The sequence below is a fragment of the Actinocatenispora sera genome (genome assembly GCF_018324685.1).
In the GTDB taxonomy this organism is placed as follows: Bacteria; Actinomycetota; Actinomycetes; order Mycobacteriales; family Micromonosporaceae; genus Actinocatenispora; species Actinocatenispora sera.
Genome location: NZ_AP023354.1, coordinates 4,675,156 through 4,694,672, shown reverse-complemented (window position 1 = coordinate 4,694,672; position 19,517 = coordinate 4,675,156). Strand labels below are relative to the sequence as shown.

Here is a 19,517-nt window from a genome sequence, read left to right as displayed (position 1 = left end):
AGGCACCAACGGGCCTGATGCGTCGCTCGGTCCTGACCCGATGCTATGCCGGTACCGGGCGCAAACCGGCTCGTTCGGGCCGTGCCGGCGCGCCCGTGTCGCCGGGATCGTGCCGGCCGGTGAACCCGGGCCCGGGGCCCCGCCGAATCGCGCCCGATCCGGGCGCGTTCCGGCACCACCGGGCAACAAACGGGCGGAGCTGATGCCCGAACGGGCAGCGGTTACGGACCAATTACGCCTGATTGACGCGGTCCCCGGCGCCCGATCGGGCCGATCAACCGGGCACAATCGGACACAGATCGTGGTGTCCGAGCGGTGTTCGGCAGGTGCCGGCGATGTTAGACATACGTCACAACGCCGTTGCCGAGATGTCAAGGGAGGCGGGAGCCGATGCAGGCCGACGAACGACAGCACCGGATCCTGTCGCTGGCGCGCAGCAACGGCGGGGTCGAGGTCACCCGGCTGGCCGAGGAGCTCGCGGTCGCGCCGGAGACGGTCCGCCGGGACCTGAAGCTGCTGGAGCAGCACGGGCTGATCCGCCGCACCCACGGCGGTGCGTACCCGGTGGAGACGGCGACGTTCGAGACCACGCTGGCGATGCGTACCACCCGGCGGGTGCCGGAGAAGCGGCGCATCGCCGCGGCCGCGGTCGAGCAGCTCGGCGACGCGGCCACCGTGTTCGTCGACGAGGGGTTCACCCCGCAGCTGGTCGCCGAGGCGCTGCCCACCGACCGGGAGCTGACCGTACTGACCGCCTCGCTGTCCACCGCCGCCGCGGTCGCCGAGGCCGGCGCGGCGAACGTGCTGATGCTCGGCGGCCGGGTCCGCGGCCGGACCCTGGCCACCGTGGACCACTGGGTGACGAACATGCTGTCCGGGTTCGTCATCGACCTGGCCTTCATCGGCGCGAACGGCATCTCCCGGCAGCACGGCCTGACCACGCCGGATCCGGCGGTCGCGGCGGTCAAGGGGTGCGCGGTACGGGCGGCGCGCCGGCGCGTGTTCGTCGGCATCCACACGAAGTTCGGCGTCTCCAGCTTCTGCCGCTTCGCCGACATCGGTCAGTTCGAGGCGCTCATCACCGACACCGGGCTGCCGGCCACCGAGGCGCGCCGGCTGTCCATGCTCGGTCCGCAGGTGATGCGGGTCTGAGCCGCTAACACGGTTTCGTTGTCCGACAGAGAATCCGGGACAACCTCCGGATGTCCGACAAGCATCCGGGACAACCTCCGGATGTCCGACAAGCATCCGGGACAACCTCCGGATGTCCGACAAGCATCCGGAGATCACCCCGGAGGCGCGGGCGAGTCTGCCCGCAGACGAGGTGGAGGAGTCACACCATGTCCAGGTTCCTGCCGGGCCGCACCCGGCTGCTGGGTGCCGCGCTGGCGTTGGGGGTCACCGCGGCCGCACTGACCGCGTGTGGCGGTGCCGGCGGCGGCACCTCCGCCTCCGGCCACAGCATCAACGTGCTGATGGTCAACAACCCGCAGATGGTCGATCTGCAGAAGCTGACCGCCGCGAACTTCACCAAACAGACCGGCATCAAGGTCAACTTCACGGTGCTGCCGGAGAACGACGCCCGGGACAAGTTCACCCAGGACTTCTCCAGCCAGGCCGGCCGGTACGACGTCGCCACGATCAGCAACTACGAGGTGCCGTTCTACGCGAAGAACAACTGGATCACGCCGCTGGACTCGTACACGGCGAAGGACACCGCGTTCGACCAGTCCGACATCCTCAAGCCGATCCAGTCGTCGCTGTCGTCCGGCGGCAAGGTGTACGCCGAGCCGTTCTACGGCGAGTCGTCGTTCCTGATGTACCGCAAGGACGTGTTCGCGGCCAAGCACCTGACGATGCCGGCGCACCCCACCTGGCAGCAGGTGGCCGACCTCGCCGCGAAGGCCGACGGCGCCAAGCCCGGCCTCAAGGGCATCTGCCTGCGCGGGCAGCCCGGGTGGGGCGAGGTGATCGCGCCGCTGACCACCGTGGTGAACACGATGGGCGGTACCTGGTTCACCAAGGACTGGCAGGCACAGGTCGACACCGGGGGCTTCAAGAAGGCCACCCAGTTCTACGTCGACCTCGTGCGCAAGCACGGTGAGGCGGGCGCCGCGCAGGCCGGCTTCACCGAGTGCCTCAACGACTTCGAGCAGGGCAAGGTCGCCATGTGGTACGACGCCACGTCGGCGGCGGGCAGCCTGGAGGGCAGCGACTCGAAGGTCGCCGGCAAGGTCGGCTACGTGCCCGCGCCGGTGGACAAGACCAGCTCGTCGGGCTGGCTGTACTCGTGGGCGTTCGCGATCCAGAAGGCGTCGAAGCACACCGACGACGCGTGGAAGTTCATCTCCTGGGCCTGCGGCAAGGGCTACCTGAAGCTCGTCGGCAACAAGCTCGGCTGGGCCCAGGTGCCGCCCGGCACGCGTACCTCCACGTTCGCCAACCCGGAGTACCAGAAGGCGGCGAAGGCGTTCTACCCGGCGATGCAGACCGCGATCGACACGGCGAAGCCGACCGACCCGGGGGTGCAGCCGCGGCCGACGGTGGGCATCCAGTTCGTCGACATCCCCGAGTTCACCGACCTGGGTACCCAGGTGTCGCAACAGATCTCGTCGGCGATCGCCGGCAGGACGTCGGTCTCGGCGGCGCTGTCCCGCAGCCAGCAGCTGGCCGCCGCGGTGGCCAAGAAATACCAGTAGTCCGCTCGGTGCCGCCCGGCCGTCCGGGCGGCACCGCACCGAGGAGGATCCGCATGACGACCGTGTCGCTGCCGGCCCCCGCCGGCGTACGACCGCGCCGGGTGGCGGCTCGGTGGGCCCGCCGCGGTCCGCTGCTGCCGGCGCTGCTGTTCACGATCGTGGTCACCCAGCTGCCGTTCGCGGCCACGCTGGTCATCTCGTTCACCGACTGGAACGCGCTCTACCCGGACCGGCGCGGGTTCGCCGCGTTCGGCAACTACACCGCGGTACTCGGCGACCCGCAGCTGCGCTCCTCGATCCTGACGACCGTCATCCTCACCGTTTCGGTGGTGCTGGTCAGCCTGGTACTGGGCCTCGCGATCGCGCTGCTGCTGGACCGCAGGTTCCACGGCCGGGCGATCGTGCGCACCATGCTGATCGCGCCGTTCCTGGTGGTACCGGTCGCCGCGGCGCTGCTGTGGAAGCACGCCCTCTACAACCCCGAGTACGGGCTGTTCAACGGCATCCTGACCGGGATCTTCGGTCCGGGTGCCGCGCAGCCGGACTGGATCTCCGACGCGCCGATGTTCTCGGTGGTGTCCAGCCTGGTCTGGCAGTGGACGCCGTTCATGATGCTGATCCTGCTGGCCGGGCTGCAGTCGCGCTCGCCGGAGGTGCTGGAGGCGGCGCGGGTCGACGGCGCCGGCGCGTTGGCGGTGTTCCGGCACATCACGCTGCCGCACCTGCGGCAGTACCTGGAGCTCGGCGCGCTGCTCGGCTGCATCTACATCGTGCAGAACTTCGACGCGGTGTTCACCATCACCGCGGGCGGGCTCGGCACCGCGAACCTGCCCTACACCATCTACCAGACGTTCTACCAGGCACACGACTACGGACGCGCGTCGGCGGCCGGGGTGATCGTGGTGATCGGCTCGATGATCGTCGCCACCTTCGCGCTGCGGGTCGTGTCGTCGCTGTTGAAGCAGGAGGCGGACCGATGACGCAGACGCTTTCGGCGCCGACCGGCACCGCCGTGCCGCCGCCGGCCCGGCCCCGCCGGGTACGACGCGGCCGGGGCGGCGCCGTCCTCGGGGTGGTCGCCTGGATCGTGGGGATCGCGTTCTTCTTCCCGGTGGCGTGGATGGTGTTCACGTCGCTGCACTCCGAGCAGGCCGCCGCCACCAACCCTCCGGATCTCACCGCGCCGCTGACCACCGACGGGTACCGCGAGTTCTTCGCCACCAACCCGTGGCCGTACCTGATCAACTCGGCCACCGCGAGCGTCGTGTCCACCGCGCTGGTGGTGGTGCTCGCCCTGTTCGCCGGTTACGCGCTGGCGATCCGGCCGGTACGCAAGTGGTCGGACGTGCTGTTCTTCTTCCTGACCACGAAGATGCTGCCGGCGGTCGCCGGGCTGCTGCCGGTGTACCTGATCGCCCAGCACATCGGGCTGCTGGACAACATCTGGCTGATGGTCATCCTGTACACCGCGATGAACCTGCCGATCGCGGTGTGGATGATGCACTCGTTCCTGGCCGAGGTACCGGTGGCGATCCTGGAGGCGGCCGCGCTGGACGGGGCCCGGCTGCCGACCGTGATGCGCCGGGTGATCCTGCCGATCGCCTCCCCCGGCATCGCCGCCACCGCGCTGATCTGCTTCATCTTCGCCTGGAACGAGATGCTGTTCGCCCGGGTGCTCACCGGTGTGGTGGCCGGCACCGCGCCGGTGTTCCTGACCAGCTTCGTCACCACTCAGGGGCTGTTCCTCGCCAAGGTGTGCGCGGCGGCCACCGCGATCTCGATCCCGGTCCTGGTCGCCGGGTTCGCCGCACAGAACAAGCTGGTCCAGGGGCTGTCGCTCGGCGCCGTGAAGTGACCGGACGGCGCGGCGCGGGCGAGTGACGTGCGGTGCGGGGCGTCGAGGGGGCGCCCCGCGCCGGGCGGCCGCCGGGCGGTCAGCGGCGCCAGCGGGGCCGGGCCGCGTCCTGGTTGGCGAGGTAGCGGCGGTAGCCGTCCTCGTAGTACGACACCGCGGCCGGGTCCGGGTCGATGAGGCGGTCGGGCCGGGTCCACGCCGCGACCTCGACCGGCTCGCCGAGCGCGGCGAGGCCGGCGAGCACCGCGCCGCGGGCGCCGACCTCGGGGCTGCGGGCCAGCTCCAGCGGCCGGCCCAGCACCGAGGCGAAGATCTCCAGCCACGGCAGCGACCTGGTCCCGCCGCCGCACACCACCAGCCGGCCGGACAGCCCGGCGGCCTCCAGGCACTGCCGCGCCGCGTACCCGAGTCCCTCGCACAGCGCGCGCACCAGCTGCGCGCCGGTCGTGGTCAGCTCGATCCCGGTGAACTGGCCGCGGGCGGCCGGATCGACGAACGGTGCCCGCTCCCCCGACGGCGCCAGGTAGGGCAGTACCTCGACCCCGCCGGCGCCGGGCGCGGTCTCGCGCAGCATCCCGTCGAGCTGGTCGTGCCCGCGGCCGAGCAGGGCGAGCAGCCAGTCCAGCGACGCGGTACCGACCATCGCCGGCATCGCTCGCAGCCACCGCCCCGGCGTGCCGGTGGCCAGGTGCATCCCGGCCCGGGTACCCGACTTGTCCACAGTGGACACGAGCACCTGGCACGCCAGCGTGGTACCGAGCGTGAGCAGGCCGGCACCGAACTCGGTGACGCCGCCCCCGGCCGCGCACGCCGGCAGGTCGTAGGGTCCGCCGGTGACCGCGACGCCGGCCGGCAGCCCGGTGAGCGCCGCGGCGCCCGCGGTCACCGTGCCGGTCGGCAGCGGCGTCACGACCGGCGCGAGCAGCCCCGCCCGGTGCGCCAGCCCGCAGGCGTCGAGCACGCCGCTGTCGTACCGGCTGCCGGTCGCGTCGCCGAACGGCATCGAGGCATCGGAGGCGTCGGTGGCGCGCACCCCGGTCAGCCGGCCGAACACCATGTCCTTGCAGTACCCGGCGGTGGCGGCGCGGGCCAGCCGGTCCGGCTGGTGCTTGTCCAGCCAGGCCAGCAGCGGTGCCTGCGCGCCGGGAAACAGCGAGTTGCCGGTGCGCCGGTAGATCGCCTCGGTCACGCCCGCCCGGTCCCAGTCGGCCAGTACGTCGCCGGCCCGGGCGTCCAGCCAGGACAGCGCCGGTCCGACCGGCTGGGCGTCGTCGTCCAGCAGCCAGCAGCCGTCGCCCTGCCCGGTCACCGCGACCAGCCGCGGCGCGTCGGCCGGCGTCGGACACACCTCGCGAGCCAACTCGGCCACCGCGGCGAACACCGCGGCAGCGTCCTGCTCGACGTGACCCGGCGCCGGATGCTGCAGCGGCACGCTGCGGCCGGCGGTGCGCAGCACGGTGCCGTCCTCGTCGAACAGCGCCAGCTTCGCCACCGACGTACCGATGTCGACGCCCAGGTAGCGCGCCGGGCCCGCACCGTCCACTGTTCACCCACTCCGGTTGACACATCACGTGGTACACGATTGTCCGGGACGCATGGCCGGCCGCGCAATGCCGTCGCCCCGGCTGCAATCGTCCGCGCGGGTCAGCCGGTGAAGTCGGCCCGGTGCGCGGCCACCCAGTCCCGGTACGAGTGGGCCGGCCGACCGGTCAGGTCGGCGACGGTGCCGAGGACCGGCTCGGGGTTGTCCAGCTGTGCGGCCTGACCGGCGAGCACGCTGTCGGCGAAGTGTTCGCCCAACCCGACGGCGATCAGGTTGCGCCGCGCCTGCGCCCGGTCGATCTCGACGAACCGCAGCGGCCGGCCGAGTACCTCGCCGATGGTGGCGACCTGCTCGAGCTGACTCAGCGCCGCCGGACCGGTGAGCGGGTGGCGGGCCCCGTCGTGGCCGCCGGTGGTGAGCGCCTCGACCGCGACCGCGGCGATGTCCCGCTCGTCGATCAGCGGCCGGACCAGCCCCGGGTACGGCGCCCGCACCTCGTCGCCGCGGCGGATCTGGGCGGCCCAACCGAGCGTGTTGACGGCGAACCCGCAGGGCCGCAGCAGCGTCCAGGCCGGCCCGGCCGACTCCACCAGCTGCTCCAGCCGGCCGTGCATGCCGATGATGCCGTCCTCGCCGGTCGCCGCGCCGAGCGTGGACAGGTACACGATCCGCTCCGCCCGTTCGGCCATCGCGGCGACGGCCGCCTCGGCACCGCCCGGGTGCCCGAAGGGCCAGATCAGGAACACCGCGCCGACCCCGTCCAGCGCGGCGGTCAGGCTCGCCGGGTCGGCCAGGTCGCCGGCCACCGTCTCGACCGGCGCCGGCAGCGCCGCGGTCGCCGGGCTGCGGGTCATCGCCCGAACCGGATGCCCCGCGGCCACCAGCTGCTCGACCACCTGCCGACCGACGTGCCCGGTGGCGCCGGTGACCAGGATCTGCTCCATCGTCGTCCCCCTCCTCGTGCGCGTACCTCGACGACCGTAGGAGTTGAAGCAGGGTCGAAGTCAACCTCGCACCCCGGCTTGCACCATCCGCACCGCTCACGGCACGATCGGTACAACCAGGCTCGGCTTAAGGGGCGGTGCGGTGATCTCCACGGCGGGTGCGATCGTCGGGGTGCTGATTCTCGTCGGCGCGATCGGCTTGATCCTGTTCCGCGGCGAGAAGCAGGCGAAGATCCGCCGTCAGCTCTGGAAGCTGATCGGAATCTCGGTGCTCGTCCTGCTGATCATCGGCTACCTGCGCGGACACGCGCCGAAGTGACCAGCCCGGCGAACCGCACCACCAGCACCCCCTGGGCGAGCAGGTAGGTGAGCATCACCGCGAGGTCGTGCGCCGGCAGCCGCAACCCGCCGGTGTTCAGGGCGATCATCGTGTCCGACACCGCGAACAGCAGCCCGCCCAGGCCGAGCACCGCGTCCAGGCACGCCGCGCCGGACGCCATCGCGTACAGCACGACACCGTAGCAGCAGAGCGCGACCAGCAGCGGCACCGAGACGCGGTCGTGCATCACGACCAGCAGCGCCAGCCAACCCAGCGCGTACAGCACCGGGACCCAGGTGCGGCGGCGCAGCCCGGCGAGCGCGCCGGACCGCAGGAACGCCACCAGGTAGCACGCGTGCGTCACCGCGAACAGCCCCATGCCCAGCGCGAAGAACGCCGTGCCCGACACCAGCAGCGCGATGTCGCCGCCGCAGGCGAACGCGAGGCCGACCACCACCGGCAGCACCCGCAGCCGGGCACCGAGGCGGACCAGCAGGTACGCCGCGAGCAGCGGCATCAGCAGCGGCTTGCTCGCCCGGTCGACGAGCGTCCAGTGCTGCGCCACCGCGGTCAGCTCGACGACGGCACCCACCACGTACGCGGCGAGCAGCACCCGCGCCGCCCCGGACCCACCACCCGACCGCGTCATGGCTCGCACCCTAGCCACCCGGCACCACCGGCACGTCCGGATCGGCGAGGTACTCAGCCGGCCGTACGGTCCGGGGCGCCGAACCGCGCCACCAGGTGCCAGACCCGCTTGAGCTGTTGCGGGTCGTACCTGCCGGTGGCGGCCGCGGCGCCGAGTACGGCCGGGTCCAGCGCACCGTCGACCGCGATCTCGGCGCCCAGCTCGACGGCGTCGGCCCCGCGGTAGTCCGGGTGGCGGCGCAACTCGTCGACGCCGAGCCGGAAGCCGGGATGCCACTCGACCGGGCAGGGCAGCGTCGCCGCCAGCCGGGCCACCTCGGTGTCGCGGTAGCAGCGGTCGAGCACCAGCGCGGCCACGTCCCGGTCGAGCCGGACCCCGCCGTGCACGTGCGCCTCGACGTAGGAGTCCAGCAGCTCCAGATCGTCCGCCTCGGCCCGGGCGAGCAGCGACATGCACCGCGCCGTACCGACCTCGTCCGGTTCGAAGACGCTGTCGGGGTAGCAGAACGTGGTGCGCTCCAGCGTCTCCGGCGCCAACCGCAGGAACGAGGAGCCGAACCGGGGTGCGGCTCCGACGACCCGCGCCGGGGTCATGACCGCGCCGTACACCGGGCGGGCGTCCGGCGGCGCCGCGTCGTACGCGCCGCCGAACAGCCGGCTCTCCCAGCCCCACCGCGCGCCACCCCGGTACGCGCTCAGGCCGCCGTTGCTGACCCCGGTGACGAACTGCGACAGGTACCGGCCGGAGCGGGCCAGGCCGGCGAGCACCGTGTCGCCGGCCACCAGCCGGTCCGGATGGAAGTGCACCGTCACCGCGACGCCGGCGGCCAGCGGTGGACCGGCCGCACGCGCCGCGACCAGCCGCAACGCCCGGCGAGCGAAGTCGTCGAGCGCGGCCCCCGCGGTCAACTCAGGCGACGCCTTCCGGGCTCGCGCCGATGAAGTGGACGGCGTTCGCGGTGATCTCGTCGATGCGGGCGAGCTCGTCCGCGGTCAGGGTGAGGTCCGCGGCGGCCAGGCTGTCGGCGATGTTGCGGGGCCGGCGGGCGCCCACGATCGCCACGTCCACGCCGGGTCGGGCGAGCGTCCAGGCGATCGACAGCTGTGCCACCGAGACACCCTTGGCCGCGGCGAACTGCTTGAGCTGCTCGACGATCGCGAGGTTGCCGCGCAGCGCGTCACCGGTGAACGCGGTCGCCTTGGACCGCCAGTCGGTGTCGTCGAAGCTCACGTCCTCGGTCCAGGTGCCGGTCAACAGGCCGGACGCGAGCGGGCTGTACACCAGCACGCCGATGTCGTGCGCCTGGCAGTACGGCAGCACCTTCTCCTCGATCCCGCGCTGGAACAGGTGGTACGGCGGCTGCAGGCTCTCCACCGGTCGCACCGCGTCGAACGCGGCCAGCTGCTCCACGCCGTAGTTGGACACCCCGACGTGCCGGATCTTGCCCTCGTCGACCAGCTCCTGCAGCGCGGTCGCAGTCTCCTCCGCCGGGGTCGCCGCGTCCGGCCAGTGCACCTGGTACAGGTCGATGTACTCGACACCCAGCGCGCGCAGGCTCGACTCGACGCCGGCCCGCAGGTACTCGCGGCTGGCGTTGCGGGGCCGCGGCCCGCCCGGGTCGATGCCGCCCTTGGTGGCAATGACAACGCTGTCGCGGTCGCCGGAAAGCTCCGGCGCCAGGCCGCGGGCGAGCAGTTCCTCCGAGGCACCGAAGCCGTAGCCCTGCGCGGTGTCGAAGAACGTCACGCCGAGCTCCCGGGCTCGCCGGATGGCCGCCACCGCGTCGTCCGCGTCGAAGCTCCCCCACTCCCCGCCGAGTTGCCAGGTGCCGAACGCGATCCGGGAAACCTCCAGCCCGGTACGGCCCAGGGTCGTGTACCGCATGACGCTCCTTCCGTTCGATCGCCGGTCGGCCCGCGATCGGCGCGCCGCGCCGTTCGGTGCGGGCCTGTCGGGAACCCTATCGGTACCGGTCGGCGACGGCACGCGCCTCGGCGGCGAGCCGCTCGCGCAGCGACGCCGGCGCGAGCACCTCGATCCCGGCGCCGAGGCCCAGCAACGCGGTCGCCGCCCAGGCCAGACCCTCGAACGGAACCTCCAGCCGCACCGGTTCGGTGGCCGCCACGTCGACCAGATGCTGGCCGGCCACCGCGACCACCCGGTGCAGGCCCGGCAGTACCGCGGGGTCGGCGAGCACCGTGACGGTCACCAGCTCGTGCCGGGACTCCAGCTGGCTGCGCGCGTCGGCCCAGTCGGCGGCGAGATCGTAGCCGGCGGGGCGGTCGGCCGCCTCGTCCAGGGCCTGCGCGCCGAGCACCCGGGAGATCCGGTACGTGCGGCGCGCACCGTCCCGGCGGGCCACCAGGTACCAGTCGCCGGCGGCGAGCACCAGCCCGAGCGGGTCGACGACGCGCTCGCGGGCGGTGCCCCCGCGGGCCGCGTACCGCAATCGCAGCCGGCGGTCCAGCCACACCGCCTCGGCGACGCCGGCGAGCGCGGGCGTCGGCTCGGCACTGCCGTACCAGCGGACCGGGTCGAGGTGGAAGCGCTGGGCGGAGCGGTCGGCGTGCTCCCGGGCGTCGCCGGACAGCGCCGCCCACAGCTTGTGCTGCGCGGCGTCCAGCTGGTCGGACAGCCCGAGCGCCTCCGCCGCGCCGGACAGCCCGAGAAACGCGAGCGCCTGCGCCTCGGCCGCGCCCAGGCCGGTCAGCCGGGTGCGGTAGCCACCCGGCAACGAGTAGCCGCCGGCCGGGCCGCGCACCGAGCGGATCGGGATCCCGGCCGCGGCGAGCGCCTCCACGTCACGCTGCACGGTGCGCTCGCTGACCTGGAGCCGTGCGGCCAGCTCCGGACCGGTGACCTGACCCCGGACCTGGAGGTGGAGCAGCAGCGACAGCAGTCGGGAGGCGCGCACGTCCACCATTCTCACGTACCCGACACGAACTGACGGGAACAGCCGGCATCATGGTCGGCATGACAACGAACACCCAGCTCAACGACACTTCGTCCGCTGCCGTGGCCAGCCTGATCATGGTCAACCTGGACTGCGCCGACCCCGCCCGGCTCGCCGAGTTCTACCACGGCGTCCTCGGCTGGGAGATCACGTTCAACGAGGGCGACTACGCGATGATCTCCGACGGGCACACCTCGATCGGCTTCGGCCGGGTGCCCGACTACCAGCCGCCGGCGTGGCCGGACACCACCGGCACCAAGCGCTACCACCTGGACCTGTCGGTACCGGACGTGTCGGCCGCCGAGCAGGACTGCGTGCGGCTCGGCGCCACGGTGCCGGAGTTCCAGCCGGGCAGCACCTGGCAGGTGCTGCTGGACCCGGCGGGCCACCCGTTCTGCCTCTGCAAGGCGTCCTGACCGCGGGCACCGGACAGGTCGGGGCGATCAGGCCGCGGCGGGTTCCTCGACCTGTTCGGTGGCATCGGCGCGGGTGCTCCAGCGCTGCGCGAGCCAGGCACACACCATCAGCTGGATCTGGTGGAACAGCATCAGTGGCAGCACCGCGAGGCCGACCGCGCCGGCCGGGAACAGGACGCCGGCCATCGGCAGGCCGGAGGCGAGGCTCTTCTTCGAGCCGCAGAAGATGATGGTGACCCGGTCCGGCCAGCTGAACCCGAGCCGTTTCGAGCCGATCGCGGTGATCGCGAGCGCGAGCGCGAGCAGCACGCAGTCGACCACCAGCAGCACGCCGAGCCGCGGCAGCGACAGCCGGTGCCAGATCCCGGCGACGACACCCTCGGAGAACGCGGTGTAGACCACCAGCAGGATCGAGCCGCGGTCGACCAGCTTGAGCAGCGTGCTGTGCCGCTCGACGAAGCCGCCGATCCAGCGGCGCAGCAGCTGGCCGGCGGCGAACGGCACGAGCAGTTCCAGCACGATCTCGCTGATGGAGTGCAGCGACAGCCCGGTACCGTGCCCGGACAGCAGGACGGCGACCAGCAGCGGCGTGATCACGATCCCGACCAGGTTGGAGAACGAGGCGGAGCAGATCGCGGCGGCCACGTTGCCCCGGGCGATCGAGGTGAACGCGATCGACGACTGCACCGTCGAGGGCAGGCAGCACAGGAACAGCACCCCGACGTACAGGTCGGGTGACAGGATGGTCGGCACGAGCAGCCGGGCCGCGATCCCGAGCAGCGGGAACATCACGTAGGTGGCGCAGAACACGACGAGGTGCAGCCGCCAGTGCTTGGCGCCGGCGAGCGCGGTCTGCGGTGACAGGCGCGCCCCGTACAGGAAGAACAGCAGGCCGATGGCGATGTCGGTGGCATAGCCGAACCCGGTGGCGCCGACCCCGCGGGCCGGCAGCAGCGCGGCCAGCCCGACCATCGCCAGGATGGCCAGGATGTACGGGTCGATGCGCAGTCGAGACAGCACGGGGATGCGGGCCATGGCCGCCTTTCGTCGGTGATCCGTTCTCGATTCTCCGACTCCGCCGGGTCATTGTGAACCACGTTCACCGCTATTACTGTGATCGGTTAACGTGATATCCATGTTCGACCCGACGCTGCTGCGCACGTTCCTCGCCGTGGTGCAGACCCGCAACTTCACCCAGGCGGCACGCCGGCTCGGGCTGCGACAGTCCACCGTCAGCCAGCAGATCCGGCGGCTGGAGGCGACCACCGGCCGGCAGCTGTTCAGCCGGGACACCCACACCGTGGCGCTCACCGGCGACGGTGAGGCGCTGGTCCCGCTGGCCGACTCGATCCTCGCCGCGCACGCCCGGGCCGACAGCTACTTCGCCGGCGCACAGGTGCGCGGCCGGGTCCGGTTCGGCGCCTCGGAGGACTTCGTGCTCTCCCGGCTGCCGGAGATCCTGCGCAACTTCCGCGCCAGCCACCCGCTCGTCGACCTGGAGCTGACCGTCGGCCTGTCGGCGATCCTCTACGACGCGTTCGACGCCCGCGAGCTGGACCTGGTGTTCGCCAAGCGGCGCAGCGGCCAGCACCGCGGCCAGACCGTCTGGCGCGAGCGGCTCGCCTGGATCGGCGGCGAGACGAGCCGGCCGGAGCCGACCACCCCGGTACCGCTGATCGTCTACCCGCCGCCGTCGATCACCCGGGACCGGGCCATCGAGGCGCTGGAGCGGCACGACCGACCCTGGCGCATCGTGTGTACCAGCGGCAGCCTGTCCGGCCTGCGCGCGGCGGCGATGGCCGGCCTCGGCGTCACCGCGCACGCACACAGCCTGATCCCGCCCGGCCTGTCGGAGATCCGCGGCCGACACCGGCTGCCGGACCTGGGTGAGGTGGAGTTCGTCCTGCTCGGCGCCGAGGACGAGCCGGCCGACAGCCCGGTCGCCGCGCTGTCCGCGGCGATCCTCGCCGCCGGCGACCGGCTGCACCGCCCGCTCTGACCCGCCCGCCGGCACCGGCCGCACTGTCGGCACCGGCGGCCGCCCGGTCCGGCGGCAGCTCCGCCCGATCGGGCGAATCGCCTGGTCTACGGCCTTTCCGGCCGGCTGCACCGTACGTTCCCGGCCGACGCGCGGGGTGCTGCGATTCGTTGCCGAGTGTGACGGTCATTGCTTCCTGTGCTGCCGGCCTGTTCACCCGATCGGACCGGGCGGATCATGAACGGGTGACGATCGGAGTCATTCCGCGCGTCGGTCAGACGGTCTACCTCGGCGCCGAGGCCTCGCCCCAGTTCCGAGCCAGACCAATCCAGCTGCTGATCACCTCACCACCGCAGCCGTCGACGATCGACGCCGCCGAGCACCGCGCCGCGGCCGAGGCGCGGTGGTTGCTGCTGACCGGATGGGAGTTGGACCCGCGCGGCCAGCGGGTGCTGCACCGCACCGTCTCCGCCCGCGCCGCCGGCATCAGCATCCTTCCCGACCCCACCTAGGCTGTGCGCCGCTCCGGCCGGCAGTCGTACGCGCGCCGACGAGCCGCCGCACCGCACCGGCCGCGCTACTCGCGATCCAGCTCGTCGGCGTCCTCGGCGAGCAGCCGGGACGCCTGGGCCGCCGACTCCGGCGGCGCCGCGCCGTCGGTACGGGCCAGCTCGTGCGCCAGCTCCTCCAGCTCGGCGCCGCCGGCCATCAACCGGGTCAGCTCCGCCTGGTCGATCTCGTCCTTGCCGAAATCGCCCATGCTGCGGCCGCGGTTGAGCAGCAGGAACCGATCGCCGATCGGGTACGCGTGGTGCGGGTTGTGGGTGATGAACACGACCGCGAGACCACGGTCGCGGGCGGCCGCGATGTAGCGCAGCACCACACCGGCCTGCTTGACGCCGAGCGCGGAGGTCGGCTCGTCCAGGATCAGCACCCGGGCACCGAAGTACACCGCGCGGGCGATCGCCACCGCCTGCCGCTCGCCGCCGGACAGGGTGCCGACCGGCTGGTCGGTGTCGCGCACGTCGATGCCCATCGCGGCCAGCTGCTCGCGGGTGATCCGCCGCGCCGCCGCCACGTCGAACAGGCTGAACGGACCGAGCCGGCGGCGCGGCTCGGCGCCGAGGAAGAAGTTGCGCCACACCGACATCAGCGGGACCACGGCGAGGTCCTGGTAGACCGTGGCGATGCCGGCGTCCAGCGCCTCCCGCGGGCTACCGAACTCGGCCCGCGCGCCGTCCAGCCAGATCCCGCCCCGGTCCGGCCGGTGCACCCCGGCGAGCATCTTGATGAAGGTGGACTTGCCGGCACCGTTGTCGCCCAGCACGCAGGTGACCTCACCGGCCCGCGCGCTGGTCGACACCTCCGACAGCGCTATCACGCTGCCGAAGTACTTGCTCACCGACTCCACCGAGAGCAGCGGCGCACCGCCGCCGGGCACCGCTGGCGTCTCCTGCACGGGCACCTCCGGTTCGTCGCGTCGTTGCGGACCGCCCTGGGGATCGGACATGTCAGCCTCGCCGCCGTTCCGCGTACCGCCGGACCAACCGGTTGGCGAACACCGCGAGTAGCAGCATGGCGCCGAGGAACAGCTTGTACCAGTCGGCGTCCCAGCCGGCGTAGACGATGCCGACCGAGGTCATCCCGAAGATCAGCGCGCCGAACGTGGCGCCGATCGCCGAACCGAACCCGCCGGTCAGCAGGCAGCCGCCGATCACCGCCGCGACGATGAACGTCAGCTCGTCGCCCACACCGGCGTCGGCCTGCGCCGAGGTGTTGCGCAGCGCGGTGATCGTGCCGACCAGCCAGGCGGCGGTCGCGGTGGTCAGGAACAACAGCACCTTGGTCCGGGCCGCCGGCACCCCGACGTTGCGAGCCGCCACCTGGTCGCCGCCGACCGCGAACACCCAGTTGCCGAACCGGGTCCGCAACAGCACCACCGTGGCGAGCGCGGTGAGCACCAGCCACCACACGATCGACACCTTGAAGTAGGTTCCGCCAAGCACCACCGAGGACGAGAAGACCAGGTGCGCCGAGGAGAAGCCGTGCCGGCCAACCAGGCCGCCGACCAGCACGTTGCCGGTCAGTACCTTCGTCACGCCGAGATTGAGCCCCTGCAGGACCAGGTAGCTGCCGAGGGTCACGATGAAGCTCGGCAGCCCGGTGCGCACCACCAGCAGGCCGTTGAACAGCCCCACGACCAGCGCCAGTACCAGCGAGATCGCCACCGCGAGCCACACGTTCAGGCCGAACCGGGTGGCGATGATCGTCACCGCGAGGCCGGTGGTGCCGGTGAGCACCCCGGCGGACAGGTCGAACTCGCCGCCGATCATCAGCAGCGCCACCGCGACCGCCATGATGCCCAGCGTCGAGGCCGGGTCGAGCCAGTTCGCGATGCCGGCGGGCGACCGGAACGTCGGCGACAGTACGGCGAAGAACACGAACACCACGATCGCGCCGATCAGCGCACCCAGCTCCGGCCGGACCAGCAGCCGGCGCACCACCGAACTGCTCGCCAGCCGCTCGTCCGCGACCCCCTCGGCGGTACTCACGCCGCCTCCGCTGCGGCGATCACGTCGGCGGTACTCACGCCGCCTCCGCGGTAGCGATCACGTCGGCGGTACCCGTACCGCCTGCCTCGACGGCGTTCATCGCGTGCCCTCCTTGGCCAGCTGCGCGACCTTCGCGGCGTTGTCCTTGGTGACGAAGCCCGGCCCGGTCAGCACCGGCTTGCCGCCGCCGAGCGTGTTGTCGTTGTCGTGGTACAGCTTGATCAGCTGCACCGGCAGGTAGCCCTGCAGGTACGGCTGCTGGTCGACGGCGAACAGCACCCGGCCCTGCTCGATCGCCGAGGTGACGTCGCCGGACAGGTCGAAGGTGGCGATCTTCGCCTTCGATCCGGTACCCGACTCGGCCGCCACCGCCGCCATCGCCACCGCCGGGTTCAGCGCGAGCACCCCGTCGATGGAGTGATCGGCGGTCAGCTTCGCCCGGATCGTCGCCTGCACCTGGGCCAGGTTGTTGATGTTGACCTGCAACGTGTCGAGCGTGCCGGAAAGCCCCTTCGCCGCGCCCTGGCAGCGCTGCGTCAGGCCGATGTTGCCGGCCTCGTGGATCACGCACAGCACGTGGTGCGCACCGGATTTCGCCAGCCGCGCGCCGGCGGCCTCCCCCGCGACCGACTCGTCCTGCCCGACGTGGGTGATGGCGCCGAACGCGGCGGACTGCGCCTCGCCGGAGTTGATCGTGATGACCGGGATGCCCTGGCCCACCGCCCGCTGGATCGACGCCTTCAGCGCGTCCGGGTTGGCCATCGAGACCACCAGCCCGTCCACGTGCTGGTTGACCGCCGCGTCGATGTACTGCGCCTGGGTCTGGGGGACGCCCGAGCCCTGGTAGCTGACCCGTACGTGCAGGTCCTTGGCGGCCTGCACGGCGCCGTTCTTCACCACCGCCCAGAACGGGTCTCCCGGCGCGCCGTGGGTGACCACCGCCACCCGAAGGGTGTGGGTGCCGCCCCGCGCGGCCGGGGTGACGGTCGGGGCCGCGGTCGCGCCGCTGTCCACCCGGTTCGAACAGCCCGCCACCGCGGTCAGCGCCAGGGCGAGCAGCACCGCGCCGGCGAACCGGCGCCTCGCGTGCAGCATCCGACCTCCCTCACCAGGGCTCGCCGCCGGCCGCCGGACCGGCAGCCGAACGTGTCGCCGTCAGCATGCCCGGTTGACGGTCATTGGTCCAGAACATCGCCGCTTTCCGCGCTCGTCCGATCCGCACCGCCGACTCCGTGTCCGAGGCCACCCGATCGAGCCGGGCGCCGCCGCAACCGAACCCGGATTCCGGTACGGGGCAGCGGGTTTCGCCGCCGACTCGGGCAGACGGACGACCCCTTCGGGGCGAGGCGATCCAGATCACGGCGGCTGGAATATCCGCGCCCGGGGATGCGTACCTAGACTTGGCCATGCACGCTCCGAGGAGCCGTGCCCACACCCCCGTCCCGCCTTTCCGCACGGTCTTCCACGACCGGCGCAAGGTGCTGCCCACCACCCCCACCACCCCCGCAAAGGTTCGCCATGCCACAGACCCTTGAGCGCTTCGACGTCCGGCAGCTGCGTCGCGCCCGCACCGTGTGGGAGCGGATGCGCGAGCGCGCCATCGCCGGCACTCCGGCCACGCCGGAGGAGCCGGACGAGGCGGCGAACGCGGAGACCTACCGCGCCATGGATCTGGCGCTGCGGGTGGGCGAGCTGCTGCTCGCCTCGGGTGAGGCGACCGAGAACGTCAGCGAGGCGATGCGCGGCCTGTCCGTGGCCTACGGGCTGCCGCGCAGCGAGGCCACCGTCACGTTCACCTCGATCTCGCTGTCCTGCGTGCCGACCGACGGCGCGCCGCCGGCCACCGGCGAGCGCACCGTACGCCGCCGGCTGCCCGACTACGACCGGCTCGCCGCCACCCATCGGCTGGTACAGGACGCGGCGATCGGTCTGGTCGACCTGGACACCGCGTTCGACCGGCTGCGCGAGATCAAGCGGGCCCGCCCGCCGTACCCGGCGCTGTTGATCACGCTGTCGCTGCCGCTGATCTCCGCCTCCGCGTCGGTACTGGCCGGCGGTGGCGCGCTGGTCGCCGTGGTGGCCTTCCTCGCCACCCTGCTCGCCGACCGCACCGGGGCCTACCTCGCCCGCCGCGGCATCGCCGAGTTCTTCCAGCTGGCCGTGGGCGCGGCGATCGGATCGCTGCTGGCGGTGCTGGTGATCGCGGCCGGGCTGCCGGTGGTGGCCAGCGCGGTGGTGACCGGTTCGATCATGGCGCTGCTGCCCGGGCGACCGCTGGTGGCCGCCGTCCAGGACGGCATCTCCGGTGCGTACGTGTCGTCCGCGGCCCGGCTGCTGGAGGTGTTCTTCATCGTCGCGGCGCTGGTCAGCGGCGTCGGCCTCACCGTGTACGGCGCGGTCCACCTCGGTCTGCCGCTGCGGGTGGAGGACCTGCCGACCTCGCTCGCCTCGTTCGGGCCGCTGCAGGTGCTCGCCGCGGTGGCGATCTCGGTGGCGTTCGCGATCTCGCTGGCCGCACCGCTCAAGGCGCTGCCGACGGCGGCGATCGGCGGCGGCGCGATCTGGGTGGTCTACTCGGCACTGCGCACCGTCGACGTGATGCCGATTCTCTCCGCCGGCATCGCCGCGGCGCTGATCGGCTTCGCAGCACACCTGATGGCGGCGCGGCACCGGGCGCCGGCGATGGCCTACACGGTGCCGCTGATCGCGCCGCTGCTGCCGGGCACGCCGCTCTACCGGGGCCTGCTGCAGATCAGCCACAACTCGCTGAACACCGGGCTGGTCAGCCTGTTCACCGCGCTGGCGACCGCGTTCGCGCTGGCCGCCGGTATCGCGCTGGCCGGCGAGGTGGTGCGGGCCCGCAACCGCGGCGGCATCGTCGGAACGAGCCCGCGTCGCCGGCCGGCGGCCCGCCGCACCCGCGGCTACTGAGCCGAAGGCCGGGGCCGGCGTGCAGCCGGGCCCGGCTGGCACCTGCGGCTACCGAGCCGAGGGCCGGTTCCGGCGTCCAGCCGGCGGCCCGGTCCCGCCAGCGCCGGGCCGGCGGCCCGTCCGCCGCCGGCGGTCGCGTCAGCGGCGTTCGACCAGGCCGCGCAGGAAGGCGGCCTGGCCGGCGTGCTGGTTGTCCTCGGTGATCACGCTGACCAGCCGCACTCCCAGGCTGACCGGCGGATCCCAGCGCTCGTCGACGATCCGGTCCAGGTCGGCGTCGGACAGCCCGTCGAGGTAGTGGCGGCTGCGCTCGAACACCGCGTCGTGGTAGCCGGCCAGCAACTCGGCGCCGGCCCGCACCTGGGCGACCTGGTCGCTGCGGTGTCCGTAGCCGGTGTCGCCGACCGCCAGCCCCAGCCCGAACCGGTCGGCCCAACCCTCGGCCCACACCTGCCCGGTACCGGCGACGTCGGCGACGTGGTCGTCCTGCACCCGGGTCAGATGCCAGACCAGCCAGGCGATCGAGTTCGCCTGCGGGTCGGCCCGCCAGGCCAGCTGCTCGTCGGAGAGCCCCTCGACGGCGCCGTGTACGACCTCGCGGACCCGGTCGAGTGAGTCGATCAGCAGTTCAGCACTTCGCATTCGGCCAAGTCTAGGCAGCGTCGGGACGTGTCCCGT

At 72.5% G+C, this 19,517-nt stretch carries 20 protein-coding genes; 9 read left to right on the top strand and 11 right to left on the bottom strand.

Features of this window, described 5'->3' with window-relative positions:
• The first annotated feature begins 390 nt into the window (after positions 1–390).
• The 4 genes from Asera_RS22340 to Asera_RS22325 all read left to right on the top strand — a co-directional run bounded on the left by Asera_RS22340 (position 391) and on the right by Asera_RS22325 (position 4,554).
• Positions 391–1,152, top strand: a complete 762-nt coding sequence (locus Asera_RS22340; protein WP_030445938.1) for a DeoR/GlpR family DNA-binding transcription regulator — start codon at positions 391–393, stop codon at positions 1,150–1,152.
• 188 nt (positions 1,153–1,340) lie between these two features.
• Positions 1,341–2,699 carry an ABC transporter substrate-binding protein gene (locus Asera_RS22335; RefSeq protein WP_030445937.1) on the top strand — a complete coding sequence of 453 codons (1,359 nt, stop codon included), beginning with the start codon at positions 1,341–1,343 and terminating at the stop codon, positions 2,697–2,699.
• A gap of 53 nt (positions 2,700–2,752) precedes the next feature.
• Positions 2,753–3,679 (top strand): carbohydrate ABC transporter permease, encoded by a 927-nt coding sequence (locus Asera_RS22330; protein WP_030445936.1) that lies wholly within the window; start codon positions 2,753–2,755, stop codon positions 3,677–3,679.
• Positions 3,676–4,554, top strand: coding sequence for a carbohydrate ABC transporter permease (locus Asera_RS22325; RefSeq protein WP_030445935.1), 879 nt, complete (start codon positions 3,676–3,678; stop codon positions 4,552–4,554). Before Asera_RS22330 ends, Asera_RS22325 begins: the two co-directional genes overlap by 4 nt.
• A 79-nt stretch (positions 4,555–4,633) precedes the next feature.
• Here the strand turns inward: Asera_RS22325 and Asera_RS22320 are convergent, their stop codons facing one another.
• Both Asera_RS22320 and Asera_RS22315 read right to left on the bottom strand, forming a co-directional pair.
• Positions 4,634–6,097: an FGGY-family carbohydrate kinase gene (locus Asera_RS22320; protein ID WP_030445934.1), complete on the bottom strand. Its 1,464-nt coding sequence runs from the start codon at positions 6,095–6,097 to the stop codon at positions 4,634–4,636.
• 101 nt (positions 6,098–6,198) lie between these two features.
• The gene (locus tag Asera_RS22315; protein ID WP_030445933.1) at positions 6,199–7,041 is read right to left on the bottom strand and encodes an NAD(P)H-binding protein; all 843 of its coding nucleotides are present in this window, start codon (positions 7,039–7,041) and stop codon (positions 6,199–6,201) included.
• Positions 7,042–7,183: 142 nt separating this feature from the next.
• Here Asera_RS22315 and Asera_RS22310 point away from each other — a divergent pair, with 142 nt between their 5' ends.
• The gene (locus Asera_RS22310; RefSeq protein WP_157034782.1) at positions 7,184–7,360 is read left to right on the top strand and encodes a hypothetical protein; all 177 of its coding nucleotides are present in this window, start codon (positions 7,184–7,186) and stop codon (positions 7,358–7,360) included.
• Here the strand turns inward: Asera_RS22310 and Asera_RS22305 are convergent.
• From Asera_RS22305 to Asera_RS22290, 4 genes are all read right to left on the bottom strand, one after another.
• On the bottom strand, positions 7,326–8,009 hold the full coding sequence (locus Asera_RS22305) for a lysoplasmalogenase (protein WP_051802156.1): 684 nt from the start codon (positions 8,007–8,009) through the stop codon (positions 7,326–7,328). The genes Asera_RS22310 and Asera_RS22305 overlap by 35 nt on opposite strands.
• Before the next feature lie 53 nt (positions 8,010–8,062).
• Positions 8,063–8,917, bottom strand: coding sequence for a DUF3626 domain-containing protein (locus Asera_RS22300; protein WP_051802155.1), 855 nt, complete (start codon positions 8,915–8,917; stop codon positions 8,063–8,065).
• Position 8,918: 1 nt separating this feature from the next.
• Complete coding sequence (locus Asera_RS22295) at positions 8,919–9,893, bottom strand: aldo/keto reductase (protein WP_030445930.1); 975 nt, start codon at positions 9,891–9,893, stop codon at positions 8,919–8,921.
• A gap of 76 nt (positions 9,894–9,969) precedes the next feature.
• Entirely contained in the window at positions 9,970–10,923 is a 954-nt protein-coding gene (locus tag Asera_RS22290; protein WP_030445929.1) for a helix-turn-helix transcriptional regulator, read from the bottom strand.
• Positions 10,924–10,982: 59 nt separating this feature from the next.
• Here Asera_RS22290 and Asera_RS22285 point away from each other — a divergent pair, with 59 nt between their 5' ends.
• On the top strand, positions 10,983–11,378 hold the full coding sequence (locus Asera_RS22285; protein WP_051802187.1) for a VOC family protein: 396 nt from the start codon (positions 10,983–10,985) through the stop codon (positions 11,376–11,378).
• Positions 11,379–11,405: 27 nt separating this feature from the next.
• Here Asera_RS22285 and Asera_RS22280 read toward each other — a convergent pair whose 3' ends face one another.
• Positions 11,406–12,413: a bile acid:sodium symporter family protein gene (locus Asera_RS22280; RefSeq protein ID WP_030445927.1), complete on the bottom strand. Its 1,008-nt coding sequence runs from the start codon at positions 12,411–12,413 to the stop codon at positions 11,406–11,408.
• 100 nt (positions 12,414–12,513) lie between these two features.
• Between Asera_RS22280 and Asera_RS22275 the strand changes: the two genes are divergently transcribed.
• Positions 12,514–13,377, top strand: a complete 864-nt coding sequence (locus Asera_RS22275; RefSeq protein WP_030445926.1) for a LysR substrate-binding domain-containing protein — start codon at positions 12,514–12,516, stop codon at positions 13,375–13,377.
• A 224-nt stretch (positions 13,378–13,601) separates the two neighbouring features.
• A complete protein-coding gene (locus Asera_RS22270; RefSeq protein WP_030445925.1) occupies positions 13,602–13,868 on the top strand; it encodes a hypothetical protein in 267 nt (88 codons plus the stop codon).
• 65 nt (positions 13,869–13,933) lie between these two features.
• On the opposite strand, the gene Asera_RS22265 is transcribed toward Asera_RS22270, so the two are convergent.
• The 3 genes from Asera_RS22265 to Asera_RS22255 form a co-directional block, all read right to left on the bottom strand.
• Positions 13,934–14,866, bottom strand: coding sequence for an ATP-binding cassette domain-containing protein (locus Asera_RS22265; protein WP_084131345.1), 933 nt, complete (start codon positions 14,864–14,866; stop codon positions 13,934–13,936).
• Between the two features lies 1 nt (position 14,867).
• Positions 14,868–15,908 (bottom strand): ABC transporter permease, encoded by a 1,041-nt coding sequence (locus tag Asera_RS22260; protein WP_030445923.1) that lies wholly within the window; start codon positions 15,906–15,908, stop codon positions 14,868–14,870.
• 96 nt (positions 15,909–16,004) lie between these two features.
• Positions 16,005–17,003, bottom strand: a complete 999-nt coding sequence (locus Asera_RS22255; protein WP_030445922.1) for a sugar ABC transporter substrate-binding protein — start codon at positions 17,001–17,003, stop codon at positions 16,005–16,007.
• A gap of 423 nt (positions 17,004–17,426) precedes the next feature.
• On the opposite strand from Asera_RS22255, the gene Asera_RS22250 reads away from it, so the two are divergent.
• Positions 17,427–18,839, top strand: a complete 1,413-nt coding sequence (locus Asera_RS22250; RefSeq protein ID WP_211255559.1) for a threonine/serine exporter family protein — start codon at positions 17,427–17,429, stop codon at positions 18,837–18,839.
• A gap of 138 nt (positions 18,840–18,977) precedes the next feature.
• On the opposite strand, the gene Asera_RS22245 is transcribed toward Asera_RS22250, so the two are convergent.
• Positions 18,978–19,481, bottom strand: a complete 504-nt coding sequence (locus Asera_RS22245; protein ID WP_030445920.1) for a mycothiol transferase — start codon at positions 19,479–19,481, stop codon at positions 18,978–18,980.
• Positions 19,482–19,517 lie beyond the last annotated feature (36 nt).